The organism is Bradyrhizobium sp. Kon10 (assembly GCF_055807395.1).
Map to the genome: position 1 here is coordinate 1 of NZ_JBVVOZ010000035.1, position 21,998 is coordinate 21,998.

21 protein-coding genes and 1 pseudogene are annotated in these 21,998 nt (G+C 63.4%); 15 read left to right on the plus strand and 7 right to left on the minus strand.

Features of this window, described 5'->3' with window-relative positions:
* Positions 1 to 217 precede the first annotated feature (217 nt).
* On the plus strand, positions 218 to 694 hold the full coding sequence (locus AC0L2O_RS30800) for a cyclic nucleotide-binding domain-containing protein (protein ID WP_369726795.1): 477 nt from the start codon (positions 218 to 220) through the stop codon (positions 692 to 694).
* Between the two features lie 654 nt (positions 695 to 1,348).
* Positions 1,349 to 1,483 (plus strand): annotated as a pseudogene (locus AC0L2O_RS30805) (aldehyde dehydrogenase family protein); the annotation flags it as partial.
* 528 nt (positions 1,484 to 2,011) lie between these two features.
* On the opposite strand, the gene AC0L2O_RS30810 reads toward AC0L2O_RS30805, so the two are convergent.
* The 4 genes from AC0L2O_RS30810 to AC0L2O_RS30825 form a co-directional block, all read right to left on the minus strand.
* Positions 2,012 to 3,247 carry a Bug family tripartite tricarboxylate transporter substrate binding protein gene (locus tag AC0L2O_RS30810; protein WP_473372401.1) on the minus strand — a complete coding sequence of 412 codons (1,236 nt, stop codon included), beginning with the start codon at positions 3,245 to 3,247 and terminating at the stop codon, positions 2,012 to 2,014.
* Positions 3,248 to 3,385: 138 nt separating this feature from the next.
* On the minus strand, positions 3,386 to 3,703 hold the full coding sequence (locus AC0L2O_RS30815; protein WP_473372402.1) for a hypothetical protein: 318 nt from the start codon (positions 3,701 to 3,703) through the stop codon (positions 3,386 to 3,388).
* A gap of 60 nt (positions 3,704 to 3,763) precedes the next feature.
* Positions 3,764 to 4,267 (minus strand): flavin reductase family protein, encoded by a 504-nt coding sequence (locus AC0L2O_RS30820; protein WP_473372403.1) that lies wholly within the window; start codon positions 4,265 to 4,267, stop codon positions 3,764 to 3,766.
* 42 nt (positions 4,268 to 4,309) lie between these two features.
* Positions 4,310 to 5,401, minus strand: a complete 1,092-nt coding sequence (locus AC0L2O_RS30825; protein ID WP_219685215.1) for an LLM class flavin-dependent oxidoreductase — start codon at positions 5,399 to 5,401, stop codon at positions 4,310 to 4,312.
* A gap of 127 nt (positions 5,402 to 5,528) precedes the next feature.
* Between AC0L2O_RS30825 and AC0L2O_RS30830 the strand changes: the two genes are divergently transcribed.
* The gene (locus AC0L2O_RS30830; RefSeq protein ID WP_219685214.1) at positions 5,529 to 6,443 is read left to right on the plus strand and encodes a LysR family transcriptional regulator; all 915 of its coding nucleotides are present in this window, start codon (positions 5,529 to 5,531) and stop codon (positions 6,441 to 6,443) included.
* Here AC0L2O_RS30830 and AC0L2O_RS30835 read toward each other — a convergent pair.
* Positions 6,440 to 7,327, minus strand: coding sequence for an SMP-30/gluconolactonase/LRE family protein (locus tag AC0L2O_RS30835; protein WP_473372404.1), 888 nt, complete (start codon positions 7,325 to 7,327; stop codon positions 6,440 to 6,442). The genes AC0L2O_RS30830 and AC0L2O_RS30835 overlap by 4 nt on opposite strands.
* A 128-nt stretch (positions 7,328 to 7,455) precedes the next feature.
* Between AC0L2O_RS30835 and AC0L2O_RS30840 the strand changes: the two genes are divergently transcribed.
* Positions 7,456 to 8,136, plus strand: a complete 681-nt coding sequence (locus tag AC0L2O_RS30840) for a TetR/AcrR family transcriptional regulator (protein ID WP_473372405.1) — start codon at positions 7,456 to 7,458, stop codon at positions 8,134 to 8,136.
* A gap of 36 nt (positions 8,137 to 8,172) precedes the next feature.
* Here AC0L2O_RS30840 and AC0L2O_RS30845 read toward each other — a convergent pair whose 3' ends face one another.
* Positions 8,173 to 9,153 carry a Bug family tripartite tricarboxylate transporter substrate binding protein gene (locus AC0L2O_RS30845; protein WP_473372406.1) on the minus strand — a complete coding sequence of 327 codons (981 nt, stop codon included), beginning with the start codon at positions 9,151 to 9,153 and terminating at the stop codon, positions 8,173 to 8,175.
* Between the two features lie 202 nt (positions 9,154 to 9,355).
* Here AC0L2O_RS30845 and AC0L2O_RS30850 point away from each other — a divergent pair, with 202 nt between their 5' ends.
* From AC0L2O_RS30850 to AC0L2O_RS30895, 10 genes are all read left to right on the plus strand, one after another.
* Entirely contained in the window at positions 9,356 to 10,126 is a 771-nt protein-coding gene (locus tag AC0L2O_RS30850; protein ID WP_473372407.1) for an enoyl-CoA hydratase/isomerase family protein, read from the plus strand.
* A gap of 2 nt (positions 10,127 to 10,128) precedes the next feature.
* On the plus strand, positions 10,129 to 12,261 hold the full coding sequence (locus tag AC0L2O_RS30855; RefSeq protein WP_473372408.1) for an acetate--CoA ligase family protein: 2,133 nt from the start codon (positions 10,129 to 10,131) through the stop codon (positions 12,259 to 12,261).
* Between the two features lie 54 nt (positions 12,262 to 12,315).
* Positions 12,316 to 13,545 carry an ABC transporter substrate-binding protein gene (locus tag AC0L2O_RS30860; protein ID WP_473372409.1) on the plus strand — a complete coding sequence of 410 codons (1,230 nt, stop codon included), beginning with the start codon at positions 12,316 to 12,318 and terminating at the stop codon, positions 13,543 to 13,545.
* Positions 13,546 to 13,624: 79 nt separating this feature from the next.
* Positions 13,625 to 14,836 carry an acyl-CoA dehydrogenase family protein gene (locus AC0L2O_RS30865; RefSeq protein ID WP_473372410.1) on the plus strand — a complete coding sequence of 404 codons (1,212 nt, stop codon included), beginning with the start codon at positions 13,625 to 13,627 and terminating at the stop codon, positions 14,834 to 14,836.
* A complete protein-coding gene (locus tag AC0L2O_RS30870) occupies positions 14,836 to 15,870 on the plus strand; it encodes an acyl-CoA dehydrogenase family protein (RefSeq protein ID WP_473372443.1) in 1,035 nt (344 codons plus the stop codon). The genes AC0L2O_RS30865 and AC0L2O_RS30870 overlap by 1 nt, the downstream gene beginning before the upstream one ends.
* Before the next feature lie 15 nt (positions 15,871 to 15,885).
* Entirely contained in the window at positions 15,886 to 16,659 is a 774-nt protein-coding gene (locus AC0L2O_RS30875; RefSeq protein WP_473372411.1) for an SDR family NAD(P)-dependent oxidoreductase, read from the plus strand.
* A gap of 21 nt (positions 16,660 to 16,680) precedes the next feature.
* Positions 16,681 to 18,201: an SDR family oxidoreductase gene (locus AC0L2O_RS30880; RefSeq protein ID WP_473372412.1), complete on the plus strand. Its 1,521-nt coding sequence runs from the start codon at positions 16,681 to 16,683 to the stop codon at positions 18,199 to 18,201.
* Complete coding sequence (locus AC0L2O_RS30885; RefSeq protein ID WP_473372413.1) at positions 18,198 to 18,977, plus strand: carboxymuconolactone decarboxylase family protein; 780 nt, start codon at positions 18,198 to 18,200, stop codon at positions 18,975 to 18,977. The genes AC0L2O_RS30880 and AC0L2O_RS30885 overlap by 4 nt, the downstream gene beginning before the upstream one ends.
* A 23-nt stretch (positions 18,978 to 19,000) precedes the next feature.
* Positions 19,001 to 19,468 carry a tripartite tricarboxylate transporter TctB family protein gene (locus tag AC0L2O_RS30890; protein ID WP_473372414.1) on the plus strand — a complete coding sequence of 156 codons (468 nt, stop codon included), beginning with the start codon at positions 19,001 to 19,003 and terminating at the stop codon, positions 19,466 to 19,468.
* Between the two features lie 12 nt (positions 19,469 to 19,480).
* Positions 19,481 to 20,980 carry a tripartite tricarboxylate transporter permease gene (locus AC0L2O_RS30895; protein ID WP_473372415.1) on the plus strand — a complete coding sequence of 500 codons (1,500 nt, stop codon included), beginning with the start codon at positions 19,481 to 19,483 and terminating at the stop codon, positions 20,978 to 20,980.
* Between the two features lie 33 nt (positions 20,981 to 21,013).
* Here AC0L2O_RS30895 and AC0L2O_RS30900 read toward each other — a convergent pair whose 3' ends face one another.
* Complete coding sequence (locus AC0L2O_RS30900) at positions 21,014 to 21,766, minus strand: IclR family transcriptional regulator (protein ID WP_473372416.1); 753 nt, start codon at positions 21,764 to 21,766, stop codon at positions 21,014 to 21,016.
* Here AC0L2O_RS30900 and AC0L2O_RS30905 point away from each other — a divergent pair.
* Positions 21,756 to 21,998, plus strand: a complete 243-nt coding sequence (locus tag AC0L2O_RS30905) for a hypothetical protein (protein WP_473372417.1) — start codon at positions 21,756 to 21,758, stop codon at positions 21,996 to 21,998. The genes AC0L2O_RS30900 and AC0L2O_RS30905 overlap by 11 nt on opposite strands.

The following is a 21,998-nucleotide window of genomic DNA, read 5'->3' on the forward strand; positions in this document are numbered from 1 at the left end:
GGCCTTATCTTTGGCGGCTTGCAGGGCCCCGGCAACCAGCGCGGTCCGTTTGGCCCGGGATCGGGCCCGGGGCAGCCACCCTTCTGAGCTCGTTTTCCCGGAGCTGCTCGCGAATTGGAGGTCGCCTCGGTCGGCGGCCTCATTCGTTTGCGACTACGTGCAGCCGTGCCGGAAGGGCGCCTTGCCTGCCGTTGAAGCCGCGGCGTATAATATTCCGATGGCTGTCAGCTCTCCCGATCTGAAAGCGTTCTTGCTCGCGACACCGTTCTTCGGTGGCCTTTCAGATGCCAGTCTCGACGTTTTGCTCCCCATGTTGGTTGAGCGCAGAGTCCAAGCAGGTCACATCGTTATAGCTCAAGGCGATCCCGGTCGGTCGATGTTCGTCGTCCATTCAGGAGAGCTTGAGGTACGCAGGCAAGGCAATTCGGGCGGGCTCATTCACACGGCTGATCTCGGGCCAGGGGATTTCTTTGGCGAGATGACCCTGATCGAAATGCAAAATCGATCGGCAACGGTGGTGGCAGCGACTGCAGCCGTGCTTTACGAACTTACAGCTCAAAATCTGTATACTTACTATAAGGCTGACACGCGCGCCTATGTCATAGTGCTTCAAAATGTTAACCGCGAGCTCTGTCGCCGCCTCCGTCGCGCGGATGAGCGTGTGGCGGAGCTGGTGGATCAGCTACGTCAATGAGCACTGGCCGATGAAGATTCGGGTTTTCATACCCACGTCAGGTCAGGACGGCATATCTCCTCTCGTCGCATCGTGGTCGCCACCGCGTACAAGGATGCGACCATCGACTTGAATCGCCGACGATTGGGTTCGAGGTATTCGATCAATTCGTCGAGCTCATCTTCGGTTGGGCGGCGGTCTCGCTCGAGACCCGAATGCTTCGTTGCAAAGCGCGCTACCCGGACCTCTTCAGTCGGGAGGGTTTTGGTGACCCTCTGCGGTCAATACTGCGCTCCCGTCCTTGCGACGGCGGAAGGTCTCTGACACATAGCGGTTCTTACGGCGGACCTGGACGCTCCAGTTCCCGGACGGCAAGTGAGTGGGGCTGGCCATGGTAAATAGGGGTACAAACGTGTGCTAGTTTGGCGTGCGCACGTCATGCTTCAAGCTGTTGAGAGCATAAGGTAAATCATTGAAATCGCAATGCTATCGCTTTTCTGTGGCTCCAATGATGGATTGGAGGGAGAGTTCAAGTGTTTCAATCGGTTAGAACGCGCCGTGTGCACGACGTGTGCGCCGGGAGACCAAAGAAAATCTAACGACTGCCAATGTGAGCAGGCGTTCTGAAGTGCGGAGCGTCGCCGTGGATTGGCGCTAGCGCCTAGTGAATAGTGGGCCGCGCACCTGATCAATGAGCACGATTTCGGCAACGGGACATCGATCTTCACACGTGACTGCGATGCCGCCCGTGAATTTGCTCATCAGATCAAGGTCGGCATGGTTGGCGTCAACGTGCCGATCCCTGTCCCCAGAGACTGCTTGGCCGGCTCTTGGGGACCTCGTCTACGGCTCGAAGTTCGCCGCGTCTTACCTTCCGGCTTCGGATAACGCAGCGAACCTCAGGTTCGTCTCGGCATACCGGCAAATGTTCAACGAGACGCGGAGATCAACGCGTCACTCGGATACGATAACGACAAGACCATCATGCTTATGCTTGAAAAGCTCGGCGGCAGCATGCCAACTGACGTATCCCAATTCTCGGCGGGGCCTCAGTACACTAACCTTCGATGCACCGCGCGGGCGGATTCGCTTTAGTCATAGCAGGATGCTGAGTCGTCAGGTGATCCACGGCGAACGCCAAAGGAGGCCAATAGCAGCCATCACGTCGGCACGAGCGGCATTCTCACCAGACCCAACCAATTGCTGTTGTGGCGGAGCGCCCGCACTTGTCGCTGAAATACTTGACCCCGCGGCAAGACATTTTCAGAATTTGCTGAACACGACATTCGTGCGAACAGCGGCGCTGCTGTGGCCGGTGTTTGACGCCGTACGCCAGAGCTAACGAACGGCGATGCCTGCGCTGTCGATCACCCGCTTGTAACTTGCTGTCTCCTTGACGATGAACGGGACCATCTCGGCCGGCCCCTTGTCGGCAATCGACACTTGGCCGTTGGTGACGAGGTCGGCGACGAGGCCTGGGTCGGCAAGGACAGAGCTGAGTGCCTGAGAGAGCTTGCTTACGATTTTCGGGTCTGTCCCGGCCGGGACCGCGACCCAGGTTGAGCCGACACTGACGGCGTCCGGGTAGCCGGCCTCGAGGACCGTCGGCGCATCGGGCAGCGCGGCTAACCGCGCGGCACCGGTGGTGCCGAGCACCTTGACCTTGCCGGTGTCGATCAGCGGCCTGAGCACGCTGAGATAGTCGAAGGACACATCCAGGATGCCGGACATCATGTCGGTCATCTGGCTCGAGCCCGACTTGTAGGGCACGTGTGTCAGCGTGATCCCGGCGGCCGCCTGGAACATCTCGCCGGCGAGGTGCTGGGCGGTACCAGGCCCCGGGGAGCCAAAGTTGATCTTGCCCGGGCTAGCCTTCGCGTAGGCCACGAACTCAGCCAGCGTGTTGTATGGCGCTGCTGCAGTCGCGACGAGGATCTGATTTGACGAGCTCACGCCACGGACGTGAACAAAGCTCTTAAGCGGGTCGTAATTCGGCTTCGTCATTCCTAGGTTTGGCTGGATCGTCATAGGCCCGCCCGAGGCGTAGAGCACGGTGTAGCCGTCAGGCTGGGCCCGGGCAACGAACTCCGTGCCGATGGTCCCGCCAGCGCCGGGCCGATTTTCTACCACCACCGGCTGCCCAAGCCGCGTCCGCAGCAGCTCTGCGATCTTGCGCGAGACGAGGTCAGTGACACCGCCAGCCCCGAACGGTACTACCCAGGTAATCGCTCGGTTCGGCCAAGTCTCCGCCGCCGTCTGGGCCGTCGCGGCGCTCGTCTGAAACACCAGCGGCGTCGCGACGACGAGACATAGGAGCGCGCTCGCCACCATCCCTCCGCGGCGCCCGCTCAGGCCGCGGCGCGTGCCAAATGCGGCAGCAGGGCCAGGCGGACCGCCGAGCAGGGCTGGAACCAGCGCCGTGGGCGCGAGGACATTGTCGCCATCAATGATAACCATCCTGGCTTGCTCAAGCGATTGGATGCCTGCGTTATCCTTCAGCGATCCCTCGAACGTCGGTAAATCAGACGGCTCCGTCAGTTGTAGATCGCCTGCAGCCGGACACTCTGTGATCATTCGTACATTCCATTCTTGGCCATCAAGAAATTGAGGCATCGTCCGCAATTGAGCTCTGAATGTTGAGGGGAGCGCCGCTGTGCGGCGCCGCGTTCACGTCGACGCCGACCGACGTGAATGCCAGCAGATCTGCGCGTGCTAACTGAGGCCACTCGTCTCGGCCGCGCGTTCGATATGAGCCCGGATAGCGTTCCGTTCCGGATCAATCCAGCCATGTTCGCCGGCCTTGGCGATCATGTCCGCGTAGCCTTGAGCCCAACTGGCGCCGTCGGGGCAACCGGCAAGGGTTGGAACGAGATCGACCGAAACGAGCGCATCCCGATTGTCGAGCAGCGTAATCCCTTGCCACCCCTGCGCTTCAGATCCTGCATCGGCATGCAGCACCAGCTTGAAGTTTCGGAAGTCGAGCGGCTCGCTCAGCTGGACCATGCCGCCCTCGAAGCATTCGATGATCACGGAGCCGCTATCCTTCTATTCGTGTTGCAATTATGCCGCTTCGCTAACACCGAACGTCAACTATGCCTGCGGCAACGCGCGCAGCGTCCCCTGATAGTTGAGTAGGGGATCGCCGTTCCCACCGCGGGTTGCGACGATTCTGCCGATGAAGAGACCGTGCGTGCCGACCAATTGGTGATGATGCAGCACGCACTCCAGGACGCCGATCGCCGGTTCGAGCAGGGGGACATCGAGGACGCCTTGCTGCCAAGATGCTGTCGCGAAGCGTTCGGCCCCCTTGGCGCCGCCCGCGAAACGCAGCGCCAGATCTTCCTGCCCTCGGCCGAGCAGGCTGACCCCGAAGCGGCCGTTGGTGAGAATGGCGGCATGCGTTTCGGAGCTCGCATTGACGCCGACGAGCAGGCAGGGCGGCTCCATGCACAGCGAGGTGACGGAGCTCACGGTCAATCCACGCCGTGCGGTCTCACGTCCCGTCGCCACGATCGCGACACCGCCGGCGAGGTTCCGCATGGCGAGCCGGAATTCAGCGGCCTCAACCGAGCGGAAATCGGTCATTTGAGCCATTTGACATCCCATGACGTTCCTCCCTATGCGAGGGTACCAGGGCTACGCGGAAACCGCTTCGCCCGCGATCTTGCCGCGTCCGGCGGTAGCGGATTTCAGCTCCTTCCGGATCGCGGGAATGATCTTGCTGCCCCACAGCTCGATCTGGCGCAGCATCGTGCGCTGGTCGAAATCGCCGAGCTGGGTCTGAAGCGCGATGTGAGTCGGCTTGAGAATGCTGATCTCTTCCAGCATGCGGTCGATCACCTGGTTGACGCTGCCGACGGGCAAGTTGCTCCGCATCGTCTCGAGGCTCATGTCGTTCGGCCCGGCCTCTTCCTTGATGAGGTAACCGTCATCGCTCTGGGCACGGCGGAACTTCAGGCTTTCGGAGAGCCGGCGCTGGAAGCGCGCATTGTCCAGATACGACTGGATCTCGCTGTCATTGTCGCTGGCATAGGCGCAGCGCAGGAAGCCGAAGCGCGTGTCGTCGATCGAGCGGCCTTCCTTGGCCGCAATGCCCTCGAGCCGCTCGCGCAGCGCCTTGATGGCGTCGGTACCGTTGAGCAGGGCGGTGACGAACAGATTGTGGTCGTCGCGGATGGCGCGGCCGAGCGTCTCCGCATGTCCCGACGTTACCCAGATCGGCGGCATCGGCTTCTGCACGGTACGCACCGCGATGGAGGTCGGCGGAATCTGCAGATGCTGGCCGGAATAGGAGAAGACGTGTTCCTTCATGCCGGCTTCAAGCACGTCGTAGAGCTCGGCGAACAACGAGTGTGAGTTCTTCAGGTCGACGCCGAAACGATCGAACTCGAATTGCTGGTAGCCCGAGCCGATGCCGAGATCGAGGCGGCCGTTCGAGACCGTGTCGGCAAAACCGATCTCGCCCAGCAGGCGCGCGGGATGATACAGCGGCAGCACGCAGACCGCGGTGCCGAGCCTGATGCGCTTGGTCAGTCCGGCGCAATGCGCGACCATCATCAGCGGCGAGGGGCACAGGCTGTAATTGTTGAAATGATGCTCGGCATACCAGGCCGTATCGAAGCCGGCGGCTTCCGCGGCGACCGTCTGCTCGACCGCGTTGTTGATGACCTGCTGCGAGGTTTGGTGATAGCCGCGCTGCTGCGCCAGGATGAAAACGCCGAATTCCATGGGTGCATTCCTCTACCATATTGCGCCGCGGCCGTTTTTCGACCGGTTGACGCGAGGTTATGGCCTTGAGGTTTTTCGAACAATTGGCGTAATCTGAGTATATCTTTTGCAGAATCTGAAAAGATCGATGAATCGTCTCCAGGCCATGGAATTGTTTGTCAGCAGCGTCCGCGAGGGCAGTTTCTCCGCGGCCGGACGCCGGGCGGGGCTCTCGCCGGCATCGGTGTCGCGGTATGTCGGCGAGCTCGAGGCCCAGCTCGGGGTGCAATTGATCAACCGCAGCACCCGCCATCTCGGCTTGACCGAGGCCGGAAAAATCTTCTTCCAGCGGACCGAGCAGGTGCTGCATGGCATCGAGGATGCCGAGGCTGCGGCGCTTTCCCTGCAGAGCACGCCGCGCGGAACGCTCCGGGTTCATTCGCGGACGCTGTTCGGCATCAAGGTGCTGTCGCCGCTAATTCCGCAGTTCCAGAAGCTTTATCCGGAGTTGAAGGTCGAGCTTCGCCTGTCGGAACGGCGTGTCCTCCTTCGCGAGGAGGAGTTCGACATCGATTTCCAGATCGCCGCGCCGAAGGATCCGGGCCTGATGCAGCGCCGCCTGGTGCGGAGCGAACGTATCCTGGTGGCCTCGCCGGACTATGTCGCGCGGATGCCGAAGCTGCGTGGGCCGGATGATCTGGCAGGGCACAATTGCCTCACCTACTGGATGGGCCCTGACGACGTGGTCTGGAAGTTCATGCGCAAGAGCAGGCTTCGTGAGATCGTCGTGCCGTCCTCGTTCAGCAGCAACAACGGCATCATCCTGTGCGATCTTGCGGTGCGCGCGCATGGCATCGCGCTGCTCGACGACTACACGGTCGCGGACGAGGTGAAGGGCGGGCGACTGGTTCGCCTGCTGCCGGGCTTCCGTGTCACCAATTCCACCTTCGACGAAGGCATTTACGCCACCTTCCAGCAGAGCAGCTATCTGCCGGAAAAGATCAGGGTCTTCGTCGACTACATGGCCGAGAGCGTGCCGCGGCAGATCAAGCGACCCGCCTAGCCCAAGTCGAACCTGTGGGCCGGCAGCCCCGTCACGCCGAGACCCTCGACGGCGAACAATCCGCCGGCGCCGGGGCTATCGTCCCTGAGGTGGGTGCTGCGCGAGATCGACGTTACATAGAGGACATCGAGGCCGGCGCCGCCGAACGTTACGCTGGTCGGATGGCGGACCGGCATGTCGACACGGCGCACCACCGTTCCATCTGGCGCCAGCCGCGCGATCGCCCCGATGCGGACCAGCACGGTCCACAAATAGCCTTCCGCATCGACCGTCGCCCCATCGCCGCCCGAGCCGAGCGGATCCATCTCGGCGAAAACGCGCTTGTTCGCGAGGGGCCCGTCGCGGTGATAGTCGTAAGCCCAGATCACGCGCCGCACCGTGTCGGCAAGGTAGAACGTCTTGTCGTCGGGACTGAAGCACGGGCCGTTGGCCACGGCGAGATCGGACTCGAGGTGCTCGATCGCGCCCGAGGCGTCGATGCGATAGAGGCCGCCGAGCGGCTTTTCGTCTTCAGCCCGCCCGCCATGCATGGTGCCGGCCACGAAACGACCATAAGGGTCCGCCTTGCCGTCGTTCAGGCGAAGCATCGCGTGATCGAGGCCGATCGAGGGACCCGGGGTCAGGCCTCGCGTCCGGAAATCGTAGCGCGCAAAACCATGGCGCAGCGCCAGGACCGCGTCGCCATTGTCCGCCAGGGCCATCGATCCGATCGGAGCGGGCACCTGAAATTCCTCGATCGCGCCGGTCGCAGAGGACAATCTGCGGATCAATCCCGCCAGCGAATCAATCCAGTACAACGACCGCGTGCGGTCATCCCACACCGGGCTCTCGCCGAGCTGGTCTGTGGTCTCGCCGATACGTGTGATGCGTGTGACCGGGCTCATCTGGGCGCCTCTTTGGTCGGCAGGACAGAGCGGGCTTGACCGATCGGTCGGTGAAAAACTACGGTTGTTTCCATGTGCTGGTCGATGGTCGGCCTGTTTGGATGCGTCAGGGGCAGATTGCAGGTTCGATGGTTGAATTATCGACGACAAAGGACGGAGCCGCCAATCAGGCGGAGCAGTCCGATCGTGTCCTGCAGATTCTCGCGGAAGCCGCGCGGCTGTTCGCCACCAAGGGATATGACGGGACGTCGATGCGCGACATTTCGGTCGCTTGCGGCATCTCGAAATCGCTGCTGTATCATCACTTCTCCAACAAGGACGAGATTTACGCGCGCGTAGCGGTCGGCTCCACGCTCGAATTGTATCTGTTCGTGCGCGACCGTATTCCGGACGGCTCGCCGTCGCAGAAGATCCGCGCCTTCATGATAGCCACCGCCGAATATTTCCGGCGCTACCGTTGGGCGTGGATCGCATCGACGACGGCCTTCTGGAACGATCCGGATCGTCACAGGCAGAAGGAAAGGCTGACGCGCCGCGACCGGTTCGAGAACTTCCTGCGCGGCTTGATCCAGGACGCGATCGACGCCGGCGAAATCCGCAAGCTCGATGTTCCCATGACCGGACGCTTGATCCTGTCGTCCCTGAACTGGATGCATCGGTGGTACAATCCCAATAAGACGGCAACGCCCGAGCAGATCGCCGATATCTTCTTCGACATGGTGTTCAACGGTCTCCGTAACCCGGATTTCGGCGAGCCGCCGACCGGTGAGCAGCCCAAGCCGGCCCGACGAAAGCGCGCTGGCAACTGAGGCCGAGGCGGTCCTGCGAGTGAGGGCAAGCCCGCTTCATTCGAGCGCTATATGTTGCGCCGTGATCACAGGTCCCCAGAGGGCGGCGTCCTTGATTAGTTGGGAATCGAGCAATTGCGGCGCGCCGGTATTGGCCTGCAATCCATCGGTTTCCAGCTGCTTTGCAATTTCCGGCTTCTGCATCGCGGCGTTGGCTGCCGTATTCAGCCGTTCAATCGCCTCGCGCGGCGTGCCTGCGGGCGCGTGCAGCGCGGTCCAGAACGATGCCGAGAGTTCGGGGTAACCTGACTCGGCGAAGGTCGGAACATCAGGCAGGTTCGGCATGCGCTTGTCCGAGGAGACGGCGAGCAGGCGCAGCTGGCCCGATTTGACGTGCTCGACGACGGCGGCGGGCGTTGCGAAATTGAGGTCACATTCGCCCGACAGCAATTCCATGATCGAGGCCGGGTTGTTGCGATAGGCGACGTCGGTGACCGCAAAACCCATCGATTTTCCCATCATGAGCCCGAACAGATGCGTCACGCTGCCCGGGCCGAGCGTGGCGTAGAACAGCGGTTTGTCGCGGCTCTTGGCGTAGGCGACGAAGCCCTTCATGTCGGTGGCCGGCATCTTCGCGTTCACGGTCAGTGACAGCGGGCCGTTGCAGAGCATCGCGACGGAGGCGAAGTCCGCGAGCTTGTAGGGCAGGGCCTTGCGCAGCAGGACGTTCAACGAGATCGGTCCGGTACCGCCGGCGAGCAGGACGGTGCCGTCCTTGGGCGCGCGCGCCACATACTGCGATCCGACGATGCCATTGGCGCCCGGCTTGTTGTCGACCAGCACCGGCTGGTCGAGTGCCTCGGACATTCCCTTGGCGATCGAACGCATCAGGCTGTCGATCGAGCCGCCGCTCGCATAGGGCACGATGATGAAGATGGTCTGTGACGAGCGCGCGCTCACGATCGCAGGTGCAGCAAACGGCGCGACAATGGCGCCGGCCATGAGGGTTGCGGCCCGACGCCGGCTAAATTTGGTCATGGCGATTTCTCCCGGGGAATTTGTTGTCGGTTGGCTGAAATCTACGACCTGACCGATCGGTCAGTCAACAGCTCTGTCGTCGCAGCTATTGCAAGCCGGCAACCTTGGTGTTATGAGCCAATCGACTGACCGATCGGTCAGGCGACAAATTGTCGCCGTCCAGGGTCGAGGCGCCAAGATAAACAAGAGCCAGGAGGAAGCCATGTCCGATGACATCGTGACGCTCGAAGTATCCGACAACATTGCAATCGTGACGCTGAATCGCCCTCCGGTGAATGCGCTCAATCGCGCGATGCGCGACCGCATCGTCAGTGTGTTCGACGAGATCTCCGAGCGCAGCGACGTCCGCGTCGCGATCCTCACCGGTAACGGCAAGATCTTCTGCAGCGGCGCCGACCTCAAAGATCGTCCGGACCCGGCGAAGGTCGGCGCGTTCCATGACCACAACCGCATTACCCGCGAAACCGGCAACTGCATCCGCGAATGTTCCAAGCCCGTCATCGCCGCGATCAACGGCGTTGCATTGGGTGCAGGCCTCGGCCTGATGGCGTCCTGCGACATTTTCTACGCCTCTGAAGAAGCCGTGTTCGGCATGCCCGAGATCAATGTCGGCCTCGCTGGCGGCGCGGCGATGCTCAACACGCTGTTCGGTCGCTCGCTGATGCGGCGGATGTTCTTCACCGGCTACCGCGTGCCGGCCGCGGAGCTTTATCGTCTCGGCATCATCGAGGCCTGCACCAGCAGGGAGGATCTCATGCCCGAGGCGATGAAGATCGCACGCGAGATCGCCGCCAAGAGCCCGATTGCGATCGAGTATGCCAAGAATGCGGCCAACATGGTCGAGCTGATGCCGCCGCGCGATGCCTATCGTTTCGAGCAGAACATCACCATGGCGCTGTCGAAGACCGAGGACGCCAAGGAAGCGCGCATGGCCTTCCTGGAGAAGCGCGCGCCGGTGTTCAAGGGACGCTGATCATGCGGCCGGGAGAGGGTCTCGACGCGTTGATGTCGCCGCGCTCGATCGCGATCATCGGCGCATCTCAGGAGCCGACCAAGATCGGTGGTCGGCCGGTCGATCTGCTACGCCGCTACGGCTATGCGGGCCGGATCTATCCGGTCAATCCGAAGGCCGCGGTGGTGCAGGGGCTTCAGGCCTATGCATCGGTGGCTGAACTGCCTGAGGCCCCTGATCTCGCGATCATTGCGGTCGACGCCGAGCGGGCGGCCGAAGCGGTGGAGCAATGCGCTGCGCGCGGCGTTCGCAGCGTCGTTGTGTTCTCGTCCGGCTTTGCCGAGCTCGGCGAGCAAGGGCGCGCGATGCAGGACCGGTTGCAAACGGCCGCGCGCCGGACCGGCATGCGACTATTGGGACCGAATTGTCTCGGCGCGGTCAGCGTCGCCGAACGCGCCATCGCCACGTTCTCGATCGTGCTTGAGCACAGCATGCCGACGGCCGGCTCGCTCGGTATCGTATCGCAAAGCGGCAATCTCGGCAGTTACACCATGCGCATGGCGAGCGATCGCGGCGCCGGCATCAGCCGCTTCATGACCACTGGCAACGAGTGCGACATCGACATTGCCGACGGCATCGCCTGGATGGCTCGTGATCCTGCCACGAAAGTCATCCTGTGCTGCTTCGAGGCTTGCCGCGATGCCGGCCGGCTCATCGCCGCGCTGACCGAGGCCCGCAATGCCGGAAAGCCGGTTATTGCTCTGAAGGTCGGCACATCGGAGGCCGGGCAGGCCGCGGCGGCGTCGCACACCGGGGCCATGGCGGGATCGGACGCCGTGTTTGATGCGTTGCTGGCGCGATATGGCGCGGTTCGGGTCCGCAGCATCGAGGAATTGATCGATCTCGGTCATGCGGCCTCCATCCTTTTGCCGGATCGGTTGCCGAAGGGGCCGCGTCTTGCGGTCGTGACGGCATCGGGCGGCTTTGGCGTGTTGCTCGCCGATGCGGCGCAGGCCGTCGGGCTCTCGTTGCCGGAGCTGAGCGAAGCGACGCAGCGCGCGATCCTCGAGCTCGTGCCGTTTGCGTCGGCGCGCAATCCGGTCGACGCCACCGCGCAGATGTCCAGCCGACCCGATATGCTGCAGAAGATCCTGTCGGCGGTCGTGGCTGACGACCGTTCCGACGTCATCGTGCTACCGCTGCCGTTCTCGCTGCACATGCCACGCCTGCGCTCGGTCTATATGGAGACCTTGCGCACCATCCGCGCGCAGTATCCCGATCGGCCCGTCATTCTGTGTGTCGAGGGCCCGCCGGATGCGCTCGGTGAACTACATGCCTTGGGCTATCCGACGATTGCGAGTTTTGACGGCTGCTGCGCCATCATTGCGGCGCTGGCGCGCTTGCAGGCGTTGGCGACTGCGCCAAGGGAATCAAGCCAGCCTGTCATCGTAAAAGCTTCGCCGCTGGCCGCCGACGCGTTCCGGCATGAACTCGGCGCCAAGCGCGCGATGGCGGAGGCCGGTATCCCCGTGCTTGGCGAGCGGCTGGTGTCGGACGCCGATGCTGCGGCGCGAGCCGCACGCGAAATCGGTTTTCCCGTGGTGTTGAAGATCGCCTCGCCCGATCTACCGCACAAGACGGAGGTCGGCGGCGTTGCCGTCGGCCTTCGCTCCGAGGAGGAGGTGCGGCAGGCCCATACCCAGATGCTGGCGCGTGTGACCACGAAGGCGCCGCGCGCGGTGATCGATGGCGTGATCGTCGCCCCGATGGCGCGGGGCCTGTCCGAGCTGATCCTCGGCAGCCGGATCGATCCGGTGTTCGGACCGGTCGTCATGGTCGGCCTTGGCGGGATCTTTGCAGAGATCGTCCAAGACACGGCTGTGCAGATGGCGCCTGTGAACGAGACGCAGGCGATGGCGATGCTGAAATCGCTCAAAGCGTTCGCTGTCCTCGACGGGGCTCGCGGACGGCAGCGCACCGATCTCAAGGCCGCGGCGAACGCGATCGCTGCTCTGTCGCGCTTCGCCGTTGCACACGCGGACACGGTGTCGGAAATCGACATCAATCCACTGCTGCTGAAGGCGGAAGGCGAGGGCTCTGTCGCACTCGACGCACTGCTCGTGCCACACGGCGGCCCACCAACGCACCACCACTGAGACATCGATCAACAAGAACCGCGAAGCCGGCTCAACGATTGCAGGGAGGAATCCATGACGAAACTCAATACCCGTCTTCTCAACATCGCCGTGATGTTGGGCGCTCTGTTGGTCCTGGCGATGCCGCTGCGTGCGCAAGGCGCCTCGGGCGACGTGATCAAGATCGGCATCATGAACGACCAGAACGGCCCGTATGCCGACAATTGCGGCCCGGGTTCAGTGGCCGCAGCGAGACTCGCGGTCAGCGATTTCGGCGGCACCGTCAATGGCAAGAAGATCGAGCTCGTCGTCGCCGACGACCAGAACAAGCCCGATATCGGCGTCGCGGTCGCGCTGCGCTGGCTCGATAATGAGGGCGTCGACGCCATCGTCGGCTGCTCGGCCTCGTCGATCGCACTCGGCGTGCAGGACATCATGAAGGCGCGGAAGAAGCCTTATATGCTGGCGGGGACGGCCGGTTCGTTCTTCACCAACGATAAGTGCTCGCCGATGACCACGCAGTGGATGGTGGACACCTATGCACAGCCAAAGGCCACGGTGAAGGCCTTGCTCGCCCAGGGCGTCGACACCTGGTTCTTCCTCACCGTCGACTATGCGTTCGGCAAGGGTTGGCAGGCTGACGCCACGAACTTCATCAAGGCCGGTGGCGGCAAGGTGGTGGGCTCGGTACTGCATCCCCTCAACTCGTCGGACTTCTCCTCGTTCCTGCTGACGGCGCAAGCGAGCGGCGCCAAGGCGATCGCGCTCGCCAATTCGGGAGCGGACTTCGGCAACGCTATCAAGCAGGCGCAGGAATTCGGACTGTCGCCGAAGCAACTGCTCGTGCCGCTGGGACTGATGATCAACCAAGCGCACGGCATCGGACTGCGCGACCTGCAGAATGTGCGCCTGACCACGCCGTTCTATTGGGACCTCAATCCCGAAACGCGCGCCTTTTCCAAGCGCTTTGGCGAGGCGTTCAACGGCCAGATTCTGAACGAGGCCAAGTCCGCCACCTACAGTGCCATCACGCATTATCTCAAGGCCGTCGCGGCAACAGGTACCGATGACGGGGACGTCGTGATGAAGCAGATGAAGAACACGCCGATCAACGATTTCGAGATGAAGGATGTCGGCATCCGAGCCGACGGGCAGGTCATGCGTCCGCTCTACGTCGCCCGCATCAAGACGCCGGCCGAGTCCAAATACACCTACGACTATTACGAGATCACGGGGACCATCCCCGCCGAAGAGGCATGGCGGCCAGCCTCGGAGAGCGTGTGCGATCTGCTCAAGTCGCAATGACCAAGTGTTCATGGGGCGATCCGGCCGATATTCGGCCGGTGTCGGTCCCTGCAGGGTAAGCCAAAGCGGGATGTTGACGATGACAGTGATTGAAATAGCGGCGCCTGAAGCTGCCACGACCGGTGAGCTATCCGGCGAAGCGTATCGGGTCGCCATGCGTCGCTGGCTGCGGGCGAATCTGCCGGCGAGCTTTCGCAGCGATGACACAGCATTCGCATCGCCGACCTTGTCGCAATCGATTGCCTGGGAAGCGGCGATGTATCGCGCCGGGCTTGCCGGCATCAACTGGCCGAAGGCCTATGGCGGCCACGGCCGGACCTTGCGCGAGCACCTGATCGCAAACCAGGAGATCGGCGCGCTCGCGATGCCGGAGAGCGTCAATTCGATCGGCAAGGAGCTCGCCGGCCCGATCATTCTCGCCGTCGGAACCGAGGAGCAGAAGCACCGCTTTCTCCCCGCCATCCTCGAGATGCGGGACGTCTGGTGTCAGGGCTTTTCCGAGCCGGAAGCGGGTTCGGACCTCGCGGGCTTGCGGACACGCGCCACGCGCGATGGCGACACATGGCGGATCAACGGTCAGAAGATCTGGACGAGCGGGGCCTATCGCGCCCAGCGCTGCCTGGTGCTGGCGCGAACCGGACCGCTGGAGGATCGGCATCGCGGCCTTGCCATGTTCGCGGTGCGGCTCGACGCCAAGGGCGTGAGGGTGCGGCCGATTAAGTCGATCGATGGGCGCGAGAGCTTTTGCGAGGTCTTCTTTGACGATGTCGAGGTGCTGCAATCCGACGCGCTCGGTGCACCCGATGAAGGCTGGAATGCCGCGATCCGCGTGCTCGAGATCGAGCGGGCGACCAACCGCATGTACCGGTCCTGGCGCTTCGAGAACGAGCTTCGCCACCTGATTTCGGCTTGCAAGAGCGATCCCGCGCTGGCGCAACTGGTCGCTGAGCGCCACTACGAGGTCAAGCTCGGCGAGGTCGTCGTCGATATCGAAGTGCTGAAGGCGCATGTCGAGACCGCGGTGGACGCGCTCGCGAACGGCGACAAGATCGGTGCGCGCGGCAGCCTGGCAAAGCTGCATTGGAGCGAGGCGCACCAGCGCTTTGCCGCGCTCGCGCTCGAACTGCTGGCGCAGGCATCGCTGCCGCAGATCTCGGCCGTTCAACTGGCGCGCCGTCGCTTCGAGGCGATCTATCTGCAGGCGCGCGCCGAAACCATCTATGCCGGCACAACCGAAATTCAGCTCGGCATCATCGCCGACAGAATCCTGCAGCTTTCGAAAGGCAAGTGATGACATTGACCGGCGAAGGGTTGCAGCCGAGCGAGTTCGCGGTCACCGCGTCACGCGCGGTTGCGGATTGCGCGGCGTTGGGTTTGCGAGAGCAGGCCAGGCATTTGGCCAATGACGGCCTGCTCGGGGTGATCGCATCGCAGGAGGTCGGCGGCCTGGAGTTGCCGTTGGCCTTTGCGGTGCCGGTGGTCGCGGCGGCCGGTTCGGGCCTGCTCGGGTTTCCCCTGATGGAAGCGCTACTGCTCGGTCGCGCGCTGCAAGAATCGCTGCCACGAGCGGCTGAAGCCGTCGTGACCGGCGAGACGCTGGCGACGATTGCCTGGCAAGGGAGCGTCAGTGCCGAGCGTGAGGGTGACTCAATTGTGCTCAACGGCTGGGTTGCGCGCGCGGCCTCCGCCGCCGAGGCCGACTGCCTGCTGGTGCGGATCGGCACGAGTGCCGCGGCACTGGTTCCGTCGGATGGCGAAGGTGTCGTCATCGAGGACGCGAGCGGCCTGGATTTGACGGTGCCGGAACACAGCGTCCGCTTGCAGGGCGTCACCGTCCCGGTGGCCAGCGTTCTGCCCGAGGGCACTTGGAATCTCCTGTGCTCGGACGCCAACGTGCTGCGCGCGGCCGCAATTTTGGGGTCTGCCGAAGCATGCCTGACGCTCGCACATGAACATGCTTCGACGCGCCGCCAATTTGGCCGTGCGCTGTCCTATAATCAGGCGATACGGCATGCCTTGGCCCGCCAGAAACTCGGGCTCGAGGGCATCCGGCACGCCATCACGCGCAGTGTGAGCGACGTGGCTGGCCCGCTCCAGCGCGACGCGGCGTTTCTCGCCGCGGGTGTCTATGGCAGCGCCATCAGCGAAGGCGCGCTGCAGATCCATGGCGGCATGGGATTCACGTGGGACGTGCCGGTGCACCGGCACTTGCGCCGCGTCCGCGCCTTGCAGGCGCAGGGAGAAGCGAGCGCGACCTTGGCCGCGCTCGGTCGCCGTTACATCGATGCAATTGCGCCAGTCGCCGACGCCGCAGTGTCAGGATAAAGAAGGGAAGTCCCCATGACGGAAACGAAAGACAAAACCCTCGCAGGTCAGGTTGCACTCGTCACCGGTGCCGGGAACGGGATCGGACGGGCCACTGCGATCCTTCTGGCGTCGCGTGGCGCCATCGTCGGCATCAATGATCTCAAGCCGGAGTTCGTCAATGCGACGGTGGATGCGATCAAGGCGGCCGGTGGGAACGCGGTTGCGGTCACGCAGGACGTCTCGAGCCGCGATGGAATGCGCGCGGCGGTTCTCGGCCATGCGGAGCGGCAGGGTCGGCTCGACATCCTCGTCAACAATGCCGCGTGGGTCCGTTACCAGTCGGTGCTCGACATTGCGCCCGAGACCGTGGATCGCATGCTCAACATTGGCTTCAAGGCGATCATCTGGGGCATTCAGGCGGCGGCCGAGGCCATGGACGCCGAGCGCGGCGGCGCGATCATCAATGTCGCATCCGTTGCCGGCTTGATCTCGGCAAAGAACAGCATCGTGTATAGCGGCATCAAGGCCGGCGTCATGGGCATTACACGCGCGGCGGCGGCGGAGCTTGGCGAACGCAACATCAGGGTCAATGCAGTGGCGCCCTCGGCGATTCCGACCGAAGGCACGATGCGAAACCGCAATGCCGAGCTCGACGCGCGCCGGATCGCGCGCACGCCTATGGGACGGCTCGGCACGGTGGACGATATCGCCAGGGCGATCGCTTTCCTTGCTGGCGACGATAGCGGCTTCATATCGGCACAGGTGCTGACGGTCGACGGCGGGATCGCGGTCACTAACATCGCCTAGCGCCAACATCGGGAACCGATTGTGAAGCGAGCGGAACGAGATGCTGAACTGAGCGGGCGTGTCGTCCTGATCACGGGGGCGGCTGCCGGAATCGGTTGGGCGGCGGCGCGACGCTTTGCGGCTCAGGGCGCCAGGGTGCTGATCGCCGACATCGACGCCGACAAGGCCGCAATCCGGGCCCGCGAGCTTGGGCCGGCGCACGGATTCTTTGGCGTGGACATGGCGAAGCCGGAGCAGGTCGCCGAGATGGTGCGGTATTGCGTCGGTCGGTTCGGCGGACTCGATGTGCTCGTCAACAATGCAGGCCGCACCGACACGGATGGGGTTGGTGTAGTGGACCAACCGGTGTCCGTTTTCGAAAATCTCGTCGCGGTCAATTTGCGCGGCAGCCTCGTCGCAGCGGAGCAGGCGGCTGCGGTGATGCGGCGCTCCGGGGGAGGCGCCATCGTCAACATCGCGTCCGGGGCGGCATTGCGGCCGGTGCCGTTTCGAAACGGCTACAGTGCCTCCAAGGCGGGCGTGCTCGCGATGACGCGGCATCATGCCTGCGCATGGGCGCGCGATGGAATCAGGGTCAACGCGGTCGCGCCGGGCTATACCCGCACCGGGCTCGTCGAAGCGCTGATCGCGCGCGGCCGCATCGACCCGGTCGCCGTGGCCCGACGAATTCCACTCGGTCGGATGGCGGCGCCCGAAGAAATCGCCGGCGCTATCGCATTTTTGGCCTCGCCGCGCGTATCGTCCATCACGGGGTCCACCTTTCTCGTCGACGGTGGATCGCACGTCGGCGGTCATGGGACCATGCAAGACGCCAACGGCAGCGTGGCGCCATCCGGGCGGCCGACCTATGTTGTCGTCGGCGCCTGCAGTTCGCTCGGCCAGGCGATGGTCCGAAGGTTTTCTAATGAAGATGCGACGGTCGTGGCGCTCGATGCTGACGGCAAGCAATTAGCGGCGCTTGCCGCTGCGGGGGCCGAATGCCACGCGCTCCCGGTCGACATTTCGGACGAGGCCGCCATGGCGGAGGCGATCGCCAGCATTGTGCGCCGGTTCGGGCGCGTCGATGGAGTAGTGAATGCGGTTGGCGCGGATGCCGTAGCCGCTGCCGGTGGCGCACTCGCCGTCCATCTGACGGGAGCATTCCGCGTCGCGAAGGCGGTCGGACCCATCCTGCAGCGACAGGGCTTTGGCACGCTGCTCAACCTGACATCGATCGGCGGGGAGGTCGCATTCGGCGAAGATGCTGAGGTCGCAGCCAGCGCCGCGGCGGTCGCGATTCTCACGCGCACACTGGCGTGTGAATGGGGCGGGCGTGGCATTCGCGTCAATGCCATCGCCGCGGGACCGATCGAGGGAACGGCGTCGAGCGCCATTGGCCGGATGCCGCTGGGGCGCGCAGTATCTGTGCAGGATATCGCCGAGACGGCGGCGTTTCTGCTCAGCCCGGATGCCGCCTATGTCACCGGCAGCGTCGTCGCAGTCGACGGCGGGCTCAGCGTCTATGCGGGCCCCGATCGCGCCGTTGCAGGAGACCTCTCATGACTCTCACGGCCGAAGAGCAGGACCTGAAGGACGCTTTCATTCGTGCCCGCGGTTACTGGCGGCCGTGGACGGAGGGCTTGCTGCGGCTCGATCCGGACTTTCTTGCAACCTATGCCCGCTATGGCGGCTATCCCGCCGAAACCGGTCCGCTGTCGCGGAAGATGTGTGAACTGATCTATGTCGCGTTGGACGGATCGGCGACGCATCTGTTTCGTTCGGGACTATCTTTGCACATGCAACTGGCGCTCGACCAAGGCGCGTCCACGCAGGAGATCGTCGACGTGTTGCGGCTCGCCACGGCGCAGGGGCTGGAGGGCTGTTACGTCGGCGTCGGCATTCTCGCTGAAGAGCTGGCGATGGCGGGGCTCGATTCGGACCAAGCGGGGCTCTCGAACGAGCAGCAAGCGCTTCGTGACGCCTATGTCGCCCAATTCGGCGACTGGCCGGACTTCTGTGACCTGTGGCTGCGCGCCGATCCCGGCTATTTTGCTGCGATGCTCGATTTGTTGGCGGTGGGGCGTCAGGCCGGCGGTCTCGACGAACGATCGGGCTGCCTGATCACGCTCGCCTTGAACGGATGCTTCACGGCGCTCAATCCGCACGGGCTTCGCCTGCAGATCAAGCGAGCGCTGCGGCTTGGGATCGATCGGCGCGAAATTCTCCAGGTTCTTCAGATGACGGCCCATCTGGGCGTACATGCCTGCGCCATGGGCGTGCCGCTCCTGATGGATGCGATTGGTCAGGCGAAGAGCAAGTCGCCGGCTGTCGGCGCGTAGAAAACAACAGCGGGAGGACGAAGATGACCGGGCCGATCATCCGCGACCAGCGCGCCTTCGCTTCGGGTGCATTGTTTCTCGCCTTTGCAGTTTTCTTCTTTGTGACTGCGCTGAACTATCCGGCGGGCACCGCGGCGCGGATGGGGCCGGGCTATTTCCCCCGGCTACTTGCGATCGTGCTCGCGGCCATCGGGCTGGTCGTGATGCTGGGGGCCGTGAGGCGGACCGCCGAACGACAGGCCTTGCTGAAATGGGACATGAAGGGCCTCGCCTGGGTCACGGGTTCGGTTGCCCTGTTTGCACTTCTGTTGTTTCCACTCGGCCTCGTGGGGGCGCTGTTCGTCCTGATCATGGTCTCGAGTAGAGCCAGTCCCGAGTTCACCTGGAAGGGCGCGTTGGCGAACGCGGCCATCCTGATCGGGCTGTGCCTCGCGGTGTTCGTCTATGGCCTCGGGCTGCAGCTGCCGGTGTGGCCGGCGCTGTTCAAATGAAGGCGGAGCGTAATGGATCTCTTTCATAATCTGGCGCTCGGCTTCTCCACCGCGGCCCAGCCGGCCAATCTGCTCTACGCCTTCTTCGGATGTCTGCTGGGCACGCTGATCGGGGTGCTGCCGGGCCTTGGTCCGCTCGCCACCATCGCGATGCTGCTGCCCATCACTTATGCGCTGCCGCCGGACGCGGCGCTGATCATGCTGGCGGGCATCTATTACGGTGCGCAATATGGCGGCTCGACCACAGCCATCGTGGTCAATCTGCCCGGCGAGTCTTCGTCTGTCGTCACCACGATCGACGGTTATCAGATGGCGAAGCAGGGCCGCGCCGGCGTGGCGCTCTCGACGGCTGCCATCGGTTCGTTCTTCGCGGGCTGCGTGGCGACGCTCGCGCTTGCCGCGCTGGCTGGGCCGCTTACGGCGGCGGCCCTGTTGTTTGGCCCCAAGGAATTCTTCGCTCTGATGATCCTCGGCCTGATCCTGGCGTCGGTGCTCTCGAGCGGTCCCTTTATCGAAGGCTTCGGGATGGTCGCGCTCGGCATGCTTTTGAGCCTTGTTGGCACCGACCTCAGCTCGGGAACGCAGCGCTTCGCCTTCGGCATTCCGCAGCTGTTCGATGGGCTGGATTTCGTGCCGCTGGCGATGGGCATCTTCGGCTTTGCCGAGATCGTGAAGAACCTCGAGCAGGACGACAAGCTGTCGCTGGTGACGCAGAAGATCGCCAATCTGTTTCCGACCCGGGAGGATTTCCGGCGCATGATTCCGGCCATCCTGCGCGGAACCGCGCTCGGCACGCTGCTCGGCGTGTTGCCGGGGGGCGGCGCGGTGCTGTCGTCGTTCGCCTCCTACACGCTGGAGAAGAAGCTGTCGAAGTATCCCGAGCAGTTCGGCAAGGGCGCGATCGAAGGCGTCGCCGGTCCGGAATCGGCCAACAATGCGGGAGCCCAGACCTCCTTCATTCCGCTGTTGACACTCGGCGTGCCTTCGAACGTCGTGATGGCGCTGATGGTCGGCGCCATGAACATTCACAACATCCAGCCCGGTCCGCAAGTCATGACCAAGAACCCGACCTTGTTCTGGGGCCTGATCGCTTCGATGTGGGTCGGCAATCTGATGCTGCTGATCCTCAATCTTCCCTTGGTCGGATTGTGGGTGAAGCTGCTCACCATTCCCTATCGTTACCTGTTTCCGGCAATCATGGTGTTCTGCTCGATCGGCGTCTACTCGATCAACAGCGGGACCTTCGAGGTCTATGAAGCCGCCGTGTTCTGCGCGTTCGGCTATCTGCTGATCAAGCTGCAGCTGCCGGCGGCACCACTGTTGCTGGGATTGGTGCTCGGGCCCGCCATCGAGGAGAATTTCCGCCGTGCGATGGTGCTCTCGCGCGGCGATGCGACCGTGTTCTTGACATCGCCATTGTCGGCCGCGCTGCTGGCCGCGGCCGCGATCGCGGTCATCCTGATCATGCTGCCCACGATCCGCACGCGGCGGGAGGAGGCGTTGCAGGAGTGAAAGCCGTCGCGCGTCGGCTGGGCCGACACAAAATCAAGCGCTGGTATCGGCCGACTGACCGGACACGTCGTTTGCTTTGACCGATCTGGCGGCCTGTTGCAGAACGCTCAGGTAGTGATTGGAGTTCTGCTTGATGCGCTCGGCAACGCCGCCGAGCCCCAAGGCAACGGGTTGATTCTGAATCGTGAACGGCAGCAGCACGCAGATCGTGGCTCCGCCCACCATGGGCACGTTCTCCGCGGAGCAGTAACCCTTGCCGCGGATCTGGCGAATGCGCTTCATCATGTCCGGGAGTTTGACCCTGTCGGACGCGTTGGGTGTGGCGATGTTGGCACGGCGAACGATGCTGTCGACCTTCTCATCGGACATCGTCGACATCAGGAGCCAGCCGAGGGCGGACTGCGTCAGTGGCCTCAACGTTCCCTCATCGACATGAAAGCGGAGTGGATGGATCGACTGCACGATCTTGACGTACTGCAGATACACATCGTTCGTGGTGCCGATCGCAACGGTTTCACCCGTCGCGGCGTGGACGTCGTGCATCGCCTCGAGCACGCGGCTATCGCCAAACAGGGATTTCGGGATCCAGTCGCCCAGCGAAGTCACCTTCGGTGTCGGGAAATAGACCCGCGCCCGACGGTCGAAGTTCAGGTAGCCGAGGCCGACCAGCGTCTTGAGCAGAACCGTGGTGCTGGACGGCGGATAGCCGAGCGCCAGGCCGATCTCGGACATCGCGCACGGCCGCCGCACGCGCATGAAGAACTCGAGGATTTCGATGGCGCGCAAGGCCGATTTGACCGTAGACCCGGCCGCGGAAATCGAGGCGGATGTCGTCAGGCGCGCTGGCAATTTGCCTCCCTTCGTGCCGCTCCCTGGTCGCAGCAAATTCATGAATGTGAAATTCGGCTTCACATATGAAGTTTTGTTGGTTGCTCTCACTGCACATGAGATGGTCGCTGTCGTCAAGGGAGTGACCGATGCACTGGGCGCATCGGACCGGAGTTTGGACGGGCTCTGA